This window comes from Brassicibacter mesophilus (genome assembly GCF_050433385.1).
GTDB classification, from domain to species: domain Bacteria; phylum Bacillota; class Clostridia; order Tissierellales; family Proteiniboraceae; genus Brassicibacter; species Brassicibacter mesophilus.
In genome coordinates this window covers 53,372-70,819 of sequence record NZ_JBNPXI010000021.1, presented here as the reverse complement: position 1 = coordinate 70,819, position 17,448 = coordinate 53,372, and the positions used below count along the sequence as shown (strand labels likewise).

The window sequence follows — 17,448 nt, the reverse complement described above, 5'->3', positions numbered from 1 at the left end:
ATTGAAAATTCCTTTTACGAGCTTATCAGATTGCTACAAAGATATTTATGATGAAATTATAACAAGAATACAGTATTTTATAAACACAACTAATTTTATTGGAGGAGAAGAAGTAGAGAGATTTGAACAGGAGTTTGCAATATATTGTAATATGAGACATGCAATTGCATGTAGTAACGGTACAGATGCTTTAATTTTAGCTTTACACTGTCTTGGAATTGGTCAAGGGGATACAGTTGTAACAGTTCCAAATACTTTTATTGCAACATCTGAAGCAATAACATCCGTTGGAGCAAATGTAGAATTTGTAGACATAGATGAGAAAACTTACACTATGGATCCAATCAGCTTGAGAGAATATCTTGTAAAGAATATAGTTAATAAGCGCATAAAGGCAGTGATACCTGTTCACATATATGGGCAAATGGCAGATATGAATGCAATTATGGATATTGCAGAAGAATATAATTTAAAGGTTATAGAAGATGCTGCTCAAGCACATGGAGCGAAAATTAATGGCAAAGGACCAGGTGAATATGGGGATATAGCCACTTTTTCTTTTTATCCGGGTAAAAATCTTGGAGCTTTTGGAGATGCAGGAGCAGTAGTTGCTAATGATACTAATATTGCAAAGAATATTAAAATGCTATCGAATCATGGCAGAATAGAGAAGTATAAGCATGAGATTGAAGGATATAATAGTAGAATGGATTCTATACAAGCAGCAATATTAAGAGTTAAGCTAAAGCATTTAGACAAATGGAATGATTTACGGATAAGAAATGCAAAACTATATAGTAAGTTCTTAGATGATTATAAAGTTATAAAACCTTTTTACAGGGATAATTCTAAACATGTGTATCACTTGTATGTATGCAGAATAAGCAATAGAGACTATGTAAGAGAAGAGCTAAAGAAAAAAGGAATTGTTACAGGAATACACTATCCTATTCCTCTACATTTACAGCCAGCTTATGCATATTTAGGCTACAAGAAAGGGGATTTTCCAGTAACTGAAAAAGTATGCAAGGAAATTATTAGTTTACCGATGTGGCCTGAACTAAAAGAATCTCAAATACAAGAAGTAAGCATTGAACTAAATAGTTTACTATGTTGACATTTATGATAAAACAAAAGTTTAAATAATAATATAAAGCAATTATTCTTTGATAAAGACATTAGAGTAATTATTTTATAATATAAAAAATCTCAGTACTTCTTCAATAAGTGCTGAGATTTTTTATATAGAAACATTTATCGATTCAATATTACAAAAACATCGTCCTACTAACAAAAAAAGTATTGAAATAATATTGTGTGTCAGTATTTGACTATTACCTAGGAAATAGTTTTATTCTTTAAATATTTATTTTATCACTTATTCAATAGTTATCCATATAATATATTAGCAAAATAGCTTTTACTAAAAAACAAAATAATAGAAGGAGGCTTATATGTGGGGAAGCTTCATTTGACTGAAACAGGAATCAGTGAACTTTTTATTATTGAGTGTTCAGTATTTTGTGACTATAGAGGTAGCTTTACTGAAGCATATAACAAAAGGGATTTCGATGAACTAGGTATTACTAAAGAATTTTTACAAGATAATAAAGTAGTTTCAAAAAGAGGAGTTCTAAGAGGACTACACTTTCAGCATAAACATCCACAAGCAAAGCTAGTGAGAGTTATCCAAGGAGAAGTATTTGATGTTGCTGTTGATTTAAGACATAGATCTGAAACTTTTGGTAAATGGTTTGGTATTAAATTATCTGAAGAGAATAACAAAATGCTTTATATACCTGAAGGATTTGCACATGGATATTTAGTATTATCGGAAAAAGCCATTTTCTATTATAAGTGCACAGATTATTATTATCCTGAAGATCAATTCGGATTAATATGGAATGACCCAGATATCAGAATAACTTGGCCATTTATTGATGACCAGATTATTCTGTCAGAGCAAGATAAAAATTGGGGTGGATTAAAAGAGTTAAAGTTAATTGTTTAATATATAAGTTAAGCTGAAAAAATTTTTAATATGGAGGATAAAAATATGGTATCAGAACATTTATTAAAGCAGCTTAACGAAAGAGAAAAGCAAGGAAATAAAATAAGAGTAGCTGTTGCAGGAACAGGTTTCATTGGAAGAGGGTTAATAAATCAGATAGGTATTATGAAAGGCATTAAGGTGTGTGCAGTTGCAAATAGATCTATTGACAAAGCATTGACTGTGATAAACAATATTAACTCTAAAGCAGAATATAAAATATGCAATAATAGTTTTGATATGCAGGTTGCTTTAAGAGATGGTGTTATAGGGGTAGCTTCTAATCCACTTTTACTTGCAGAGGCTGATGTTGATATTGTTGTAGATTGTACAGGTGATCCTGAACTTGGTGCAGCGTTAGGTCTTTCAGCTATTGGAAATAAAAAGCATTTCATTGCGAATCCAGAGATGGATGTTACAGTTGGACCAGTTTTAAATAAAATGGCTAAGAATGTTGGAGTAGTGTATAGCGGAGCAGAAGGAGATGAACCAGGAGTAATAATGAATCTATATAGGTATGTTAAAATGCTTGGACTAGATGTAATTGCTGTAGGGAAGTTTAAGAACTATTATGATAGTCATGCGACTCCAGTATCTGTTAAGCCATGGGCTGATAAAGCTGAACAAAATCCCTTAAAAATATGTTCATTTACAGATGGAAGTAAGATGAGTATTGAAATGGCGCTTGTAGCTAATGCTACAGGACTGCTACCTGATGTAAGGGGTATGCATTTACCTTATGGAACTTTGGATACAGTCACTAGAATACTAAGAAAAAAAGAAGAAGGAGGAATACTGTCGTCTTACGGAACTATAGAAATTGTACGAGGTGTAGAACCTAGTAGTGGAGTATATGTAGTGGCTACAACAACACATCCTCGTATTAAAAAGGATTTAGAATATTATAAAATGGGCAGCGGACCTAATTATTTATTCTACAGACCATATCATTTATGTTCGTTCGAAATGGCTATTGGAGTTGCAAGAGCAGTAATAGATAATGATTCTACTATAGCACCATTATCAAAACCAGTAGCGGATGTAGTAACTGTGGCAAAGAAAGATTTAAAAGCAGGAGAAATACTTGATGACATAGGTGGTTACACTTATTATGGTCTTATAGATGAAGCTAAAACTATTAAAGAAGAGAATATTTTGCCTATAGGATTAGCACCAGGTGCTCGACTGATAAAAAATATAAACAAAGGTACACCAATTACTTTAGATGATGTAGAGCTAGATAGAAGCTCAGTATTATGGAAACTAAGAAAACTATACAACGAAATGATATAAGCTGTTCAAGGAGGTGACATATGTGAAAGGTCTAGTACTTTGTGGAGGGTTAGGCACTAGGTTATGGCCTATAACACATTCATTGCCTAAACAATTGATTCCAATTGCTAATAAACCAGTTATATTTTATATAATTGACTCTTTAGCTGAGGCTGGCATCAATGAAATAGGCATTGTAGTAAGTAAAAATGAGCAAATATTTATAGATGCTCTTAATCAATATAAAAACTATGATGTAACGTTTGAATTCATAAGACAGGAGGCGCCATTAGGATTGGCAAATGCAGTATATACTGCTAAAGACTTTTTAGGTCAAGATGACTTTGTTATGGTTTTAGGAGATAACCTATATGAAGTGGATATTAAAAGCTTTATTGATGAATTTAATAAGGAGCCAATGAATTGTACAATTTTGCTTAAGGAAGTAGATGAACCAAAGAGATTTGGCGTAGCTAATATTGTAGATGGAATATTAGTGGATCTTATAGAAAAGCCTAAAAATCCTCCCTCAAATTTAGCGATTACAGGAGTATATATTTTTGATAAAAATATTTCTGATGCATGTATGAGTATTGATAAATCTTGGAGAAATGAATATGAGATAACTGATGCAATCAAGTGGCTTATAGATAATGGATATAAGGTAGAATTCGATATATTAGAAGGGTGGTGGAGAGATTTAGGGAAGCCAAAAGATATATTAGATGCTAATCACCATAAGCTAAACCACATTAGTACTGAAATGAATGGTATAATCGATGAAAAGAGTGAGTTGACAGGATCTATTATAGTAGGACAGAATTCTAAAATCTATAATAGCATAATAAGAGGTCCTGCTGTAATAGGAGATGATACGATTATAGAAAATAGTTATATAGGTCCTTACAGCTCAATTAGTAATAAGATAAGAATTATTAACTGTGAAATAGAAAATAGTATTATACTAGATGGAAGCTATATTTCTAATGTTATTAATGTAATAGATTCAAGTATTATAGAACGAAATTGTGTAATTATCAAAGAAGAATTACACAGAAAAGTTAATACTTTTGTCATTGGGAAAAATAGTAAGATAATCATTAATTAGTAGCTGGAGGTGATGAAGGTGAGCAAGGTATTAGTGACTGGTGGCGCAGGATATATTGGCTCAGTACTTGTTAGACTGCTGATTAATAAAGGATATAAAGTAAGAGTTTTAGATAGACTTTTTTTTGGTAAGGAGTCTCTTGTAGATATAGAAGATAAAATAGAATTAATTAAAGGAGACGTCAGAGATGTAAGAAAAGAAGTTTTTGATGGAATAGATACAGTAATGGATCTTGCCGCAATATCAAATGATCCATCAGGAGAGTTAGATAAGCAAAAAACATTAGATATAAATTATCTTGGCAGAACTAGAATAGCACATCTAGCAAAACTATCAGGTGTTAGAAGATATATATTAGCTAGTTCATGCAGTATCTATGGTTTCCAAGATGATGTTTTAACTGAAGAATCTAAAGTCAATCCTCTGACAACCTATGCTGAGGCAAACTATTTGGCTGAAAAGTCTACGCTTTCTTTAGCTGATGAAACATTTTGTGTAACTGCACTTAGACAATCAACTGTTTTTGGTTTTTCTAATAGAATGAGGTTTGATCTTGTAGTAAATGGTATGGTAGGAGCATATTATCAACTAGGGTATCTTGAGTTATTAAGAGATGGAAACCAGTGGAGGCCACATATTCATGTGAAAGATACAGGTAAAGCATTTATAGAAGTAATGGAAGCTGAAAAAGAAAAGGTGAATGGTGAGATATTTAATGTTGGTTCAAATGATTTAAATATTCAAATATTCGATCTTGGAGAGAGAATATGTAAAGGAATTAATAAGCCTTTTTATTATAAATGGCATGGAACTCCTGACAAAAGATCATACAGAGTGAATTTTGATAAGATAAAAAATGTACTTGGTTATGAAACAAAATATAGTATAGAAGAGGCAACAAGAGAAATATGGAACAAAATGGAACACAATTTAATTAACTGGGATGACCCAAAGACTAGAACTGTTAACTGGTATGATAAATTAATAAAAAGTAACAAGCAGTTAAAGGAAGTATCTAGGTTCGGAGATATTCTTTAATAAAAAAAAGCATTGCTTCTCGTCGTAATTTGACAGAAAAGCAATGTTTTTTATTTGAGTATATACGCATATATGGGTATATACATCAAACTTAATATAGTAGTTAAAGAAACTAATAATGAAACATAATCAGACTCATTGTTATAAGCTTTAGAAACTATAGCTATTTGAGCAATTATTGGCATAGCTGCTTCTAATACGAACACATTTTTCATTATATACGGGAAATTTAAAATGCTTACAACAATATAAACTATTACAGGAGTAATTAAGAACCTACCCAATATGATAATCAGTCCTTCTGAACTAAGTTTAAATTTGTTTATATTGGTATAGCTAATAGTTATTCCTATAAAAATCATAGATAGAGGTGTGGTTAGAGTTCCTAAATATCTTAGAGTATCATTTATAAAAGTTGGTAGAGAGATATTTGTCATAACAAATAATATTCCCACTAGAAATCCTATCAAAGGAGGAGAAAAAATCTTATGAAACGTACTGACATTAATTGTTTTGTTCATAGATTTAGAATTAGTTTTTTTTATATTGTATACTCCAATAGTCCAAAATAGAAAACTATTTGCAAAGTAGTATAGTAATACGAAGATGATACTTTCTTCTCCAAACAAAGCAATATTAACCGGTAAACCAATAAAAATAGTATTTGAAAAGGTAAACATGGCACAAAAAATCCCTAGCCTATTATTAGATAACTTAATAGATTTTCCTATTACCCAGCTAAGGAAATATGAAAGGGATACACAACAAAATGCAGCTAGTAGTCCTATTTTGTATTGGAGTAATGTCTGCTTTTGGAATCTCTGCATGACATTAACAATCATCAAAGATGGAAGCGATATGTTTATCACTATTTTAGATAATGCAGTTCCTATTATTTGATCAAACCAACCCTTCTTTGAAAAAATAAAACCAATAAATATTATTATTAATATGCTAAAAATGCTACCTACTGCATTTAACATCGTGACTCCTCCCATATTCCTAACTAAAATGATGAAACTATAGGTGTTTTTTTACAATTTCTAATAAATTTGTAGCTCTTTTTTCATAAGAAAAGTCACTTATAATCCTAGGGATAACGTTGTTTACTTTCTCTTTTACCTCTGTATAATTTGAATTAAGATGATCTATACATTTTTTGAATTCGTTCTTATTGCGATAATACAATATTTCATTAGGAAACAGATTGAAAAGCTCTTCACTGTAGTCTGAAATTATTGGAAGGCCACACGCCAATGCATCGAAAACTCTATTATTCACAAATCCATATTTTATCATATCTGGCCAGTGATTATTAAGGGTTGCTTTAGATTTTGAATATAGTTTTGAGAGCTTTTCGTTAGCAATATATTTGTCAACAATATATTTTTTATTAATCTGTTCCTCCCAACCTCTGCCCCAAATTTTTAGCGGTATTCCATACTCTATTGCCCATGAAACGCAATTTCTTTTTACTCCTCTTGTATTGCCTACAAATATTATGTCTTTTCTTTTCATATCATTATCTTTATCATTAATATAGAATTCTTAAGGATCAGTGCATAGTAAAAATGGATAAACTGGTTTACTAATTTTCTTTTTTAATACATCAGCATGCTTATTAGATGCTACAAGAATTATATCATAAGATTCGTATTCTTTGACACTTATATCTGCAGGATGCCCGTAGTTCCACATTATGTGAAGTTTAGTATTAGATCTGAGCTTATAGGGATATTTACCTCTTAAGATTAAAACTACATCTGATTTTTTGTTATTATTCCATTTACTATGATAATCAGTTTCAACTTTTTCCCCGAGTCTTATCAGATACTTTGATAGACTTCTTCCGATGTGATAATCTCCCCACATTTTTAGTCTATAATCTAAAGGTGAAGGGTTTTTAATTATCCATTTCATGAACTCTCCCCCTATCAGCATAATTTTTATAGTCTTCAATTTGTCCAATTATCTTACATGATTTTTGAAGAAAATCTTTATCTTTTATTTTCCAAGTATGATATTGTTTTGAGGATTTTCTGATATATACATGGTGAAATCTATTTGTAGAGTAAATTTTGATGCCTTTTTTTAAGCAATCATTACAAAACTGAGTATCCTCAGCAATAGATATATTTGCAAATTTGACTTTTTTAAAAATATTTTTTTTGAATATTAAACTAGAGCCATTTACAAAAGAATCATATTTATTTTCATGGTTAGGGTTTCTAATAGCTAACATTTTATTACTTTCAAAATATACTAAATGAGATCTTTTCCCTATAACATCTGCATCAGTAGTCTCAAAGACTTGCAATGAATCAGAAAGGTATTTAGGTCCATAATAATCATCATCGTCAAACTTTGCTAAAATATTGTATCTTGAGATTTTTACTGCGTAATTAAGACAGTTTCCTAAAGAGGTTTTTTCGTTAAGCTTAATAATCCTAACGTTTGAATGTTTTTCTGCTTTCTTTTCGTATTTTGATTTTTCTAAACTATTTTTGTTTAATATAAGGATTAGTTCTTTTTTTTGATGTTTTTGTCTAGAATAGTTCTCAAAGATATTGTTTACAAAAATGTCATTATTTGTAATTGTAATAATTGAAACACCCATGCTATTATTCATTTCAATATCAATCTCCTAAAATACATGATAAAAAAACAAATTACTATATTTTTGAATAAGGAATATAATCATTAGTCTTTCTTATGATTCTAAACTGTCTCATGAAGTTTGAGTTTTTAATTTTCCAAGTATGATGTTGGAGTGATTTGTGTCTAATATATATGAAATTTTTTCTAGTTGTTGAATATATTTTTATTTTATTTTTTTTACAATCTCTTAAAAAATGTTGATCAGCACCATGGGACATGTTTTTAAACTTAAACTTATTAAATACTTTTCTTTTAATCACTAGGGTAGGTCCGTGAATATATCCTGTATAACCATTCTCTACGCCATTTCTTCTTATGCCGATTTTCCTGCTATCTTCAAAATATGCATAGAATCTTGATTTTCCAACAACTCCAGCATTAAATTTTTCTATAGCGTAAACTGCTTCTGTTAAATAATAAGGTCCGTAGTAATCATCATCATCAAATTTAGCTATTAAATCACAGCTAGATTGGGCAGCACCAAAGTTTATACAATCAGATAAATCTTTCTTTTCATCAATATGAAATACTCTAACATTGTTATATTCGGCTGCTTTTTGTTTATATTTCTCTAAGTCAAGTTTATTGTCATTTAAAATAATAATTAACTCTTTTTTCTCATACTTCTGACGTTTATAATTTTCAAATATATTATTAACATATTTTTCCTTGTTTGTTGAAGCAATAACGGAAATACTAAGATTGTTAGAGACATTCATGTTAGTGTGAGGAATAATTTTCATATTTTTTTTAATTTTTCTATTTAATGGTTTGCTAGTTTTCTTTTTGCTGCGATTATTTTTCTTTATAACATTATTTTGCTTCTTTTTTGTTTTCTTTATTTTTTTCTGGATTGATTTATTAACCGGTTTATTCTTTGCTTGAGATTTTTTATTTGACATATCAAGCATCCTTTCAAAATATATTTTTAATGGAGCAATATTTTAATCTACAAAAACTCACTTAGTATTTGTTTTATTTTATTATTATTATTTATAATATTCTTGCTATTTGCTAGTCTAAAAGTAGAGGAATCATTTGTTGAATGCACATTACGTATATAGTTTGGTTTTTTTATTATTTCATGATTGAGTAGTTTGATTACATTCGGATGTCCTCCAGGAATAATATATCTCTTTCCTTTAATATAGTCATTGGAGTTATATATCAGAGTATAATAGTTAGGTGATTTATGAGGAAATCTTGCCAGACGTTTTTTAATGGAATCATATATATATCCATTTTGATTTATGATTGCTTCTGTAGTTATATCATGTTTATAGTCATGCATTTGCTGAATGAAAGATTTATGATACAAATCATCAGAGTCTAATCTTACTAAATACAAGTAGTCAAAACCTTGAATATTTTTAATGACCATATCTTCAAAGTTACTTTTTGGGATAAATTTTATGTTCTCAGGGAGTTTCGGGTATTTATTAAGAACATACTCGATAGTATCTTTTGATCTATCTTCATATTTTAATAATTCCAAGAAGTTCTGGTTTGTTTGAAGTTTAAGACTTTTTAGAGTATATTTCATGAATATGGCAATGCGTTTTTCAATCCACTTTTTTGAGAATCGTTTATTACTAAAACGTAGTGTGTTGAAGTCACTGTATATTATGATTTTCTTAGAGCCTGGAATATAAGTTTTTGGTTTTAAGGTATTATCCTTTCCTATAGACTTTAGTTTAGTTTTTTTCTTTTTCTGTTTACTGCTAGCAGATTTATTTCTCTTTTTAATAGTGGATTTATTTTTATTTTTTATAATCTTATTAACGGGTTTTTGTTTAAAAACTTTTTTATTACCCATTATTTCACCTCATTTATAAATTGGACTTATATAGTATCCTAATTCAATATATGAATTGTACAATATTTTGTGATAAACAGGTTATGATAGATTCTACTAATCTTTATAAAAAAATCACCTATATTTGAACGTTACATAAAATGTAATAGACAAATATGATAATGGTATAAGATAGTGGTTATATTCCGTTAAAGAGGGTGAAAAAATGAGAATTTGTGTTATCGGTGCAGGCTATGTAGGGCTTATTACATCATTAGCATTTGCAAAATTAAATAATAAAGTTATTTGTGTTGAAAAAGATATTGAAAAAGTCAACGCTCTAAAAAGAGGTGTTCCTACTATATATGAAGAAGGTTTAGATGGACTACTTAATGAATGTCTATCTTCAAATAATATAATATTTACAAATGATATATCACTAGGAGTGAAGACTTCAGATATTATATTTTTGGCAGTTGGAACACCTGAAAAGAACGATGGCAATGTAGATATGACTCAGGTTAACCAAGTAATAATTCAAATATCTAATTATATAGATAGTTATAAAATTATAGTCAATAAAAGTACTGTGCCAGTTGGAACCCAAAAAGATGTCAGCTGTCTTCTTTCTATGAAAGGAGTATCTCCTGAAAATTTTGATGTAGTTTCAAATCCTGAATTTTTAAGGGAAGGAAAAGCATTGCATGATTTCTTTAATGCCGATAGAGTAGTAATAGGTTGTGATTCAATAAAAGCAAGAAATATAATGAAAGAGCTTTATATGCCTTTTAATTCAGAAGTGATTTTTACAACTCCAGAAACTGCGGAGTTGATTAAATATGCATCTAACGCTTTTCTAGCTACCAAGATATCATTTATTAATGAAATAGCTAATCTGTGTGATAAAATTGGAGCTGATATAGAAACGATATCTTATGGAATGGGGCTAGATAGAAGAATATCACCTCTTTTTTTAAGAGCAGGAATTGGGTTTGGTGGCTCATGTTTCCCAAAGGATTCAAAGGCCTTAATAAAAATAGGTGAAAAATATGGTGTTGACTTCAAAATAATAAAAAGCACTTTAGAAGTCAATGAAGAGCAAAGACTTTTACCAGTAAAAATATTATTGGAACATTATAGTTCTTTAGATGATAAAACGATAACTATATTAGGATTATCATTTAAACCTGAAACAGATGATATAAGAGAGGCACCATCTATTTATATTATAAAGGAGTTATTAGGAAGAGGAGCTAAAATAAAAACTTATGATCCAATAGTATCAGATGAGGTAAAATCTAAATTTTCAAGTATAGAGTATTGTTATAATTCTTATGAAGCTAGTACAAATTCCGATTGTATCATAATTTGTACTGAATGGCCAGAATTTAATTCATTAGATTTCCTAAAAATAAAAGAATGCATGAGGTATCCAATAATAATTGATGGAAGAAATATGCTTGATTTAAAATCAATTAAAGAGCTTGGTTTTGAATATTATTCAGTAGGAAGAGATCAAAAAAACAAAGGCTGCTAGCATTGCTAAAAGCCTTTGTTTTTTTGATTATATATCAGCAAATTTTGTATAATCATCGACTCCACGACGTATAATTTTACACCATCTTAATAAATTTTTATCACTTATTTTCCATGTGTGATTATTAGATGATTCATCTCTTATATAAACATGATGAAATCTATTAATAGAATAGATTTTGAATCCGTTTTTTACACAATCCTTTGAAAACTGAGTATCTATTCCTCTTGGAATGTCAGCAAACCTTATTTTTTCAAATACTCTTTTTTTTATAAGTAAAGTAGGTCCATCCATATGGAACACATACCTGTTTTCATTATATGGAAAACGAATGGCCAGTATCTTGCTTTTTTTGAAGTATACAAAGGATGCTGCTTTACCTACAATATCAGCATCATACTGCTGAAATTCTTTAATCGAGTCAAGTAGATATTTAGGACCATAGTAATCATCGTCATCAAATTTTGCAATAATTTCATGATTTGATTGAGAAATGCCAAAATTCATACAGTTACCTAAAGTGATTTTTTCATCTACCTGAAATACCTTTACATTCCTATACATATCAGCTTTTTCCTGCCATCCAGAAAGCTTCATATTATTATTGTTAAGTACTATAATCATTTCCTTATTTTTATAAATTTGTCTACTATAGTTATCAAATATATTTTTTATGCAGCTTTGTCTCATAGTACAAACGATTATAGATACAAAAGGGAAATCAGTCTGCGCATTATCTTTATCTTCTTTGTTATTATAGGCGACTGCTGAAACTTTTTTGCGATTGCATATAGATTGATATATAGATTTATTTACAGGTTGATTAGGCATAATTTTAGCCTCCTTAAAAATACAGAAAAATAATAAAATTAGTATATTTTAATAATATGAAAAACAGATTGAATTGTGATAAAAAAGAAAAATATTAAAAATTCGAGTAAAAGTGTTTCGATTAAGATTTTTAGTAATGAGGATGTTTTTTAGAACCAAATACCATACCTTTCATATAATGTTATCAAAAGAAAGACAGTACCAGTAAGTATGTTAAACAAGCTATTAAGAAAGGACTTGGTGTATTCATGATGGATTTATTTCAAGGTATTATGGATAAAGACGAAAAAATCTCTGTAATAGGCTTAGGATATGTTGGAATTCCGTTGTTAATAAGTTTTGCAAAGAAAACTCAAGTTATAGGCTTTGATATTGATAATAGTAGAATTGAAAAATACAAGAATGGTATAGATGTAACAAAGGAGGTTGGAGATCAAGCCATCAAGGAAACTACAGCATATTTTACTTCAGATGAGAATATGCTTAAAGAGGCAAAATTTCATATTGTAGCTGTACCAACACCAATTAAATCAGATAATATACCTGATTTAGATTGTCTAGAAAAGGCGTGTAGAATACTTAGCAGGAATTTAACTAAAGACTCTATAGTAGTGTTTGAATCTACCGTTTATCCTGGTGTAACTGAAGATATATGCGTATCAATATTAGAAAGAGAGTCAGGATTGAGATGTGGAGACGATTTTAAGGTTGGATATTCACCGGAAAGGATAAACCCTGGAGATAAAGTAAATAAATTGGATACAATAACCAAGGTTGTTTCTGCAGTTGATAGTAAGGCTTTAGATATAATAGCAAAAACCTATGAATTGATTATTGAAGCTGGAGTATATAGAGCTGAAAGCATAAAAGTGGCTGAAGCTGCAAAGGTGATGGAAAATATACAAAGAGATGTAAATATAGCACTGATGAACGAACTATCAATTATTTTTAATACTCTTAATATTGATATGAAGCACGTTCTTAAAGCTGCCAAAACGAAATGGAATTTTGCATCATATGCTCCAGGGTTAGTTGGAGGACACTGCATAGGGGTTGATCCGTATTATCTTATTTATATAGCTGAACAGGTTGGATGTAATCCAGAGATCATAAGTACAGGAAGAAGAATAAATAACTTCATGAGTAAATATGTAGTAGAAAATACAATAAAAAGGCTTATAGAAGCTAATAAAGATATAAAAGGATCTAAGGTAGGTGTTTTTGGATTTTCCTTTAAAGAGAATTGCAGTGATATTAGAAACACGAAAGTATTAGAAATAATAAAATTACTAGAACAAGTTGGAATAACTGTCATTGTAGTTGATCCAATAGTAGATAAGAACGAAGTTTTGAGTAAACATAATATTAAACTTAGGAGCAAAGAAGATATTAAAGATATGGATGCAATAATATTTGCAGTATCCCATGACATGTTCAAAGAATTAAGGCTAGAAGATATGGTTAAGATGTATTCAGGTAATACACCGGTATTAATAGATATAAAGGGAATTTTTAGCAAGAGCGATGCAATAAAACTTGGCTATTTATATTGGAGATTTTAATATGAAAGAACTATATAATACAGCTGTAAATACTAAAGATTATTCTCTCAAGAAGCCTTTAAATAAATCTTTAGAAGAATTGATTAAAAAGAATATTAGGAAAAATACAAGAAGAATGAAGAAGAAAATGAAACATAGAAAAGAAGAAATAAATATCTCAGGAGTATCAGTTATTTCTATAGTAGATAATCATAATTATTTAGAGGAGATAATAGAAAACTATAATAGACAAAACTATATGAATAGAGAGCTGATTGTAATATTAAGGTATGATGATGCTAATATTGAAGCACTAGTGTTAAAAAATTATCTACAGAATGATGTAATTTTTATCAATTCTAGTAAAAATAAAAAAGTATCTGAATGTTTAATCGATGCAACTGCTCAATCTAAGTACAATATAATAGCTATATTTGATAAAAATGCTTTCTATGGCTCAAATTATCTTTCAGAGTTGGTAAATTTGTGTAGAGCTAAAGATGTATCTGTGATAGGTAAAACTAAATATTATGTTAATTTAAAAAGCAGTGGAGTATTAGCTGTTTCAAAAAAAGGAATAGAAAATAATTATGTTGATTATGTGTATGGTCCTACTTTAAGTTTTAGAAAAGAAGTGATAGGTGAAGTAAAATTTGTAGAATCAGAGTTAGGCATTGAAAAACAGTTTTGTATTGATTGCTCAAATAAAGGCTTCAAGATATATTCATCTGACAGAAATAGTTTTGTTTTTATTAAGATAAAGGAATGTGAGCAATTAGTAGATGATGAGTTTTTACAAAATTTCACTATAATTGCTAGAGACAGTGACTATACTGGGATATGACCTATTTAAATATTTCAGCTATTACAATACTGACAAACTAGAGGGGGCGCAATATCAGATTTGAAAATATTAATTTTAATAAAGAGATTTGCAGATAAATGGCCGAAACACAAACATAAATTCGATATGATTACAGCTATTGAGAAATATGCGAATGTATACTATTGGCATGAAGATGGAGATATACGACAGATTATTTATGACTTGGGATTTAAGCCAGATTTTATACTACATTATGATATCGAATGGAATTATGTTTACTCTCCTAAAATAGAAGGATTAGATGGAATTAATATTCCTAAAGGATGTTTTGTACTTGATTTACATTACTCAAAAAAAACAAGAAAAAAATATTTTGAAGATAATAAGGTAGACCTTATTTTTTCTGCATGTAAAAATCCTTTTCTTGAAATATTTCCTGAATACAGTCAAAAATTTAGGTGGATACCTTTTTCTGTAAATGAAGATATAATCAAAGATTGGAACCTAGAAAAAGATATAGATTTTCTGCTCATGGGGCAATTGTTTTATAAGGATAAAAAAAATCCTCCTAAAAGATTGCCTCCTAAGGGTAGATATAAATTTAGAGAGGAAGTATTGAGGAAAATGAAGGATAGAAAAGATTTTGTTTTCTTTCCACATCCTGGACACTATGTAATACCGTCAAATGATATTATTGTAAATGAAAAATATGCTAAGACAATAAATCGTTCAAAAATTTTTTTTACTTGTGGAGGCAGTTTTCTATATGCTGTAGCTAAATATTTTGAAGTTCCAGGATGTAGGTCATTATTATTTGCTAAGCCGAATAAAGATGTTTATGAATTAGGATTTAGTGATGGTACCAATTTTGTAAAATGTAATGAACTTGATTTTTATGACAAAGCAATGTACTATATCAGAAATGATAAAGAACGAGAAAGAATTACGAAAAATGGATATGATTTTATTCATGCTTCTCATACCAATACTGTTAGAGCAAAGCAGATTGTTGATTATATTTATGAATTTATTTAGAAGTTTTGATTTTGAGAAATTGAACTCATAAGACTATGAGATGAGTTTCGCTCATAGTCTTAAATTATTTTATTGGAAGTAGATCTATTGACTATGTTCACATAACTATTGTCATTTTTTATTTTGCATAGTAATTTACAGCGATTAATAAATCGTTCATCTTCAATTTTCCATGTGTGATTTTCTTTACTTTCCTGTCTATAATATAGAAAATCATATCTATCTGAGGAATATAATTTGAAATTAACTGATAGACAGTCCTGTAAAAAATGTTTATCTTCACCTAGATTTAATTTACGAAACTTAACTTTTGCAAAAACTTTTTTATTAAAAATAAGAGTAGGTCCAGCTAGAAAATTCACATAACTGTTTTCTTTACCATTTCTACTAATAGCAAGTTGATCACTTTGCTTAAAATAAATAAAGTAAGTAGCTTTTCCGATTACATCTGCTTTTGTAGTATCAAATAATCTAATTGAATTTAGTAGATACTCTGGTCCGTAATAGTCATCATCATCAAATTTTGCAACTATATAATATTTTGATTGCTCAACAGCATAGTTTAAACACTCTCCGAGAGTATAGGCTTCATCAATCTGAAAAATTTTTATGGTTTCATATTTCTCAGTTTCCATAGTCCAGTTATTTAAATCAATAGTATTATTATTAATTACAACTATTAGTTCTTTATTACTGTATTTTTGTCTTGTATAATTGTTAATAATTGTGTTTAAAGAATTAAGTTTACAAGTACAAGTTATTATAGAAACACCTTTAAGGACTGATTTATTATTAATATATTTTATATTATTTACTGTTTTAGGCTTTCTCTTAAGTAATTGGGTTATATCTTTATTTACCGGATTAGCAATTCTTTTATACATACTTGTGATGTTACCTCCTAAATTCTACTATTGAAAATTATTAATGTTTTATAATATAGCTCATAAAATCATTTGTTTTTGCAATAAAAATGCAGCATTTTATAAATTCTTCATCACTTAATTTATAGGTATGATGGGCAGTGGCGTCTGATCTTATAACTACATGGTTGTATTTTGATGAAGAAAATATATTTATCTTATTTTTTAAACAATCTTTACAAAATTGCACATCCTCTCCTAGGGTTAAATCTGCAAATTTTATTTTATTATAAATTTCTTTTTTAAAAATAAGAGTTGAACCATTTACGAAATTAACCATCTTGTTTTCGTTTTGGGGCATACGCAGAGCTAATGTTTTACTTTTTTTGAAATAAACAAAATATGCAGCTTTACCCACTACCTTAACATTGCGTTTTTTAAATTCTTTTACTGAATCACTTAGATATTTATTAGCATAATAATCATCATCATCAAATTTAGCAATGATATTATATTTTGATTTTTCTATACCAAAGTTAAGACATTTGCCCAGCGATTTTTTTTCATCTAATTGGAATATGGATACATTACTAAGATTTTTAAAACTATCTCTATATTTATTGATATCACATTTATTATTATTAAGAATAATTATTAGCTCTTTTTTTATGTTTGTTTGTCTTGAATAATTATCGAAGATATTATCTATATTGCTTGGCCGATTTGTAACTGTAATTATAGAAACATCATGAGAGAGTGATCTATTTTTAAGAGATGTCTTTTTATGAACAGATTTATTAATAGATTTGTTAATAGGATTAATGTTCTTTTTTAATTTAAGTTTTGTTAGTATTTGATTATTTGATGCCATAAATTTCCTCCTTTTAAAATATC

18 protein-coding genes are annotated in these 17,448 nt (G+C 28.9%); 9 read left to right on the top strand and 9 right to left on the bottom strand.

What is annotated here, in order from left to right; translation table 11 throughout:
- Position 1: 1 nt before the first annotated feature.
- The 5 genes from HNR33_RS18060 to HNR33_RS18040 all read left to right on the top strand — a co-directional run bounded on the left by HNR33_RS18060 (position 2) and on the right by HNR33_RS18040 (position 5,468).
- Entirely contained in the window at positions 2 to 1,117 is a 1,116-nt protein-coding gene (locus HNR33_RS18060; protein ID WP_429086063.1) for a DegT/DnrJ/EryC1/StrS family aminotransferase, read from the top strand.
- Positions 1,118 to 1,456: 339 nt separating this feature from the next.
- Positions 1,457 to 2,011 (top strand): dTDP-4-dehydrorhamnose 3,5-epimerase, encoded by a 555-nt coding sequence (rfbC, locus tag HNR33_RS18055; protein WP_429086060.1) that lies wholly within the window; start codon positions 1,457 to 1,459, stop codon positions 2,009 to 2,011.
- A gap of 45 nt (positions 2,012 to 2,056) precedes the next feature.
- Complete coding sequence (locus HNR33_RS18050; protein ID WP_429086057.1) at positions 2,057 to 3,343, top strand: NAD(P)H-dependent oxidoreductase; 1,287 nt, start codon at positions 2,057 to 2,059, stop codon at positions 3,341 to 3,343.
- Positions 3,344 to 3,365: 22 nt separating this feature from the next.
- Positions 3,366 to 4,430, top strand: coding sequence for a glucose-1-phosphate thymidylyltransferase (locus tag HNR33_RS18045; protein WP_429086055.1), 1,065 nt, complete (start codon positions 3,366 to 3,368; stop codon positions 4,428 to 4,430).
- An 18-nt stretch (positions 4,431 to 4,448) separates the two neighbouring features.
- Entirely contained in the window at positions 4,449 to 5,468 is a 1,020-nt protein-coding gene (locus tag HNR33_RS18040; RefSeq protein ID WP_429086052.1) for an NAD-dependent epimerase/dehydratase family protein, read from the top strand.
- Positions 5,469 to 5,518: 50 nt separating this feature from the next.
- On the opposite strand, the gene HNR33_RS18035 is transcribed toward HNR33_RS18040, so the two are convergent.
- Genes HNR33_RS18035 through HNR33_RS18010 form a run of 6 tightly spaced genes read right to left on the bottom strand, consistent with a single transcriptional unit; the run spans position 5,519 to position 9,942 of the window.
- Positions 5,519 to 6,451, bottom strand: coding sequence for an AEC family transporter (locus tag HNR33_RS18035; protein ID WP_429086049.1), 933 nt, complete (start codon positions 6,449 to 6,451; stop codon positions 5,519 to 5,521).
- Positions 6,452 to 6,488: 37 nt separating this feature from the next.
- Positions 6,489 to 6,986, bottom strand: coding sequence for a glycosyltransferase family protein (locus HNR33_RS18030; protein ID WP_429086047.1), 498 nt, complete (start codon positions 6,984 to 6,986; stop codon positions 6,489 to 6,491).
- 30 nt (positions 6,987 to 7,016) lie between these two features.
- On the bottom strand, positions 7,017 to 7,388 hold the full coding sequence (locus tag HNR33_RS18025) for a CgeB family protein (RefSeq protein ID WP_429086045.1): 372 nt from the start codon (positions 7,386 to 7,388) through the stop codon (positions 7,017 to 7,019).
- A complete protein-coding gene (locus HNR33_RS18020) occupies positions 7,372 to 8,085 on the bottom strand; it encodes a glycosyltransferase family 2 protein (protein ID WP_429086043.1) in 714 nt (237 codons plus the stop codon). The genes HNR33_RS18025 and HNR33_RS18020 overlap by 17 nt, the downstream gene beginning before the upstream one ends.
- Positions 8,086 to 8,140: 55 nt before the next feature.
- Positions 8,141 to 9,028 (bottom strand): glycosyltransferase, encoded by an 888-nt coding sequence (locus HNR33_RS18015; RefSeq protein WP_429086040.1) that lies wholly within the window; start codon positions 9,026 to 9,028, stop codon positions 8,141 to 8,143.
- A gap of 47 nt (positions 9,029 to 9,075) precedes the next feature.
- Entirely contained in the window at positions 9,076 to 9,942 is an 867-nt protein-coding gene (locus HNR33_RS18010; protein WP_429086037.1) for a glycosyltransferase family A protein, read from the bottom strand.
- A gap of 205 nt (positions 9,943 to 10,147) precedes the next feature.
- Between HNR33_RS18010 and HNR33_RS18005 the strand changes: the two genes are divergently transcribed.
- A complete protein-coding gene (locus HNR33_RS18005; protein ID WP_429086035.1) occupies positions 10,148 to 11,458 on the top strand; it encodes a UDP-glucose dehydrogenase family protein in 1,311 nt (436 codons plus the stop codon).
- A 27-nt stretch (positions 11,459 to 11,485) separates the two neighbouring features.
- Here HNR33_RS18005 and HNR33_RS18000 read toward each other — a convergent pair whose 3' ends face one another.
- A complete protein-coding gene (locus HNR33_RS18000) occupies positions 11,486 to 12,289 on the bottom strand; it encodes a glycosyltransferase family 2 protein (protein WP_429086032.1) in 804 nt (267 codons plus the stop codon).
- A gap of 251 nt (positions 12,290 to 12,540) precedes the next feature.
- Here HNR33_RS18000 and HNR33_RS17995 point away from each other — a divergent pair, with 251 nt between their 5' ends.
- Genes HNR33_RS17995 through HNR33_RS17985 form a run of 3 tightly spaced genes read left to right on the top strand, consistent with a single transcriptional unit; the run spans position 12,541 to position 15,691 of the window.
- On the top strand, positions 12,541 to 13,851 hold the full coding sequence (locus tag HNR33_RS17995) for a nucleotide sugar dehydrogenase (protein ID WP_429086031.1): 1,311 nt from the start codon (positions 12,541 to 12,543) through the stop codon (positions 13,849 to 13,851).
- Between the two features lies 1 nt (position 13,852).
- Entirely contained in the window at positions 13,853 to 14,674 is an 822-nt protein-coding gene (locus HNR33_RS17990; protein ID WP_429086030.1) for a glycosyltransferase family 2 protein, read from the top strand.
- A 60-nt stretch (positions 14,675 to 14,734) separates the two neighbouring features.
- Positions 14,735 to 15,691: a glycosyltransferase gene (locus tag HNR33_RS17985; RefSeq protein WP_429086028.1), complete on the top strand. Its 957-nt coding sequence runs from the start codon at positions 14,735 to 14,737 to the stop codon at positions 15,689 to 15,691.
- A gap of 59 nt (positions 15,692 to 15,750) precedes the next feature.
- Here the strand turns inward: HNR33_RS17985 and HNR33_RS17980 are convergent, their stop codons facing one another.
- Both HNR33_RS17980 and HNR33_RS17975 read right to left on the bottom strand, forming a co-directional pair.
- Positions 15,751 to 16,575 carry a glycosyltransferase family 2 protein gene (locus tag HNR33_RS17980; RefSeq protein ID WP_429086025.1) on the bottom strand — a complete coding sequence of 275 codons (825 nt, stop codon included), beginning with the start codon at positions 16,573 to 16,575 and terminating at the stop codon, positions 15,751 to 15,753.
- Positions 16,576 to 16,615: 40 nt separating this feature from the next.
- Positions 16,616 to 17,425 carry a glycosyltransferase family 2 protein gene (locus HNR33_RS17975; protein ID WP_429086022.1) on the bottom strand — a complete coding sequence of 270 codons (810 nt, stop codon included), beginning with the start codon at positions 17,423 to 17,425 and terminating at the stop codon, positions 16,616 to 16,618.
- Between the last annotated feature and the right edge of the window lie 23 nt (positions 17,426 to 17,448).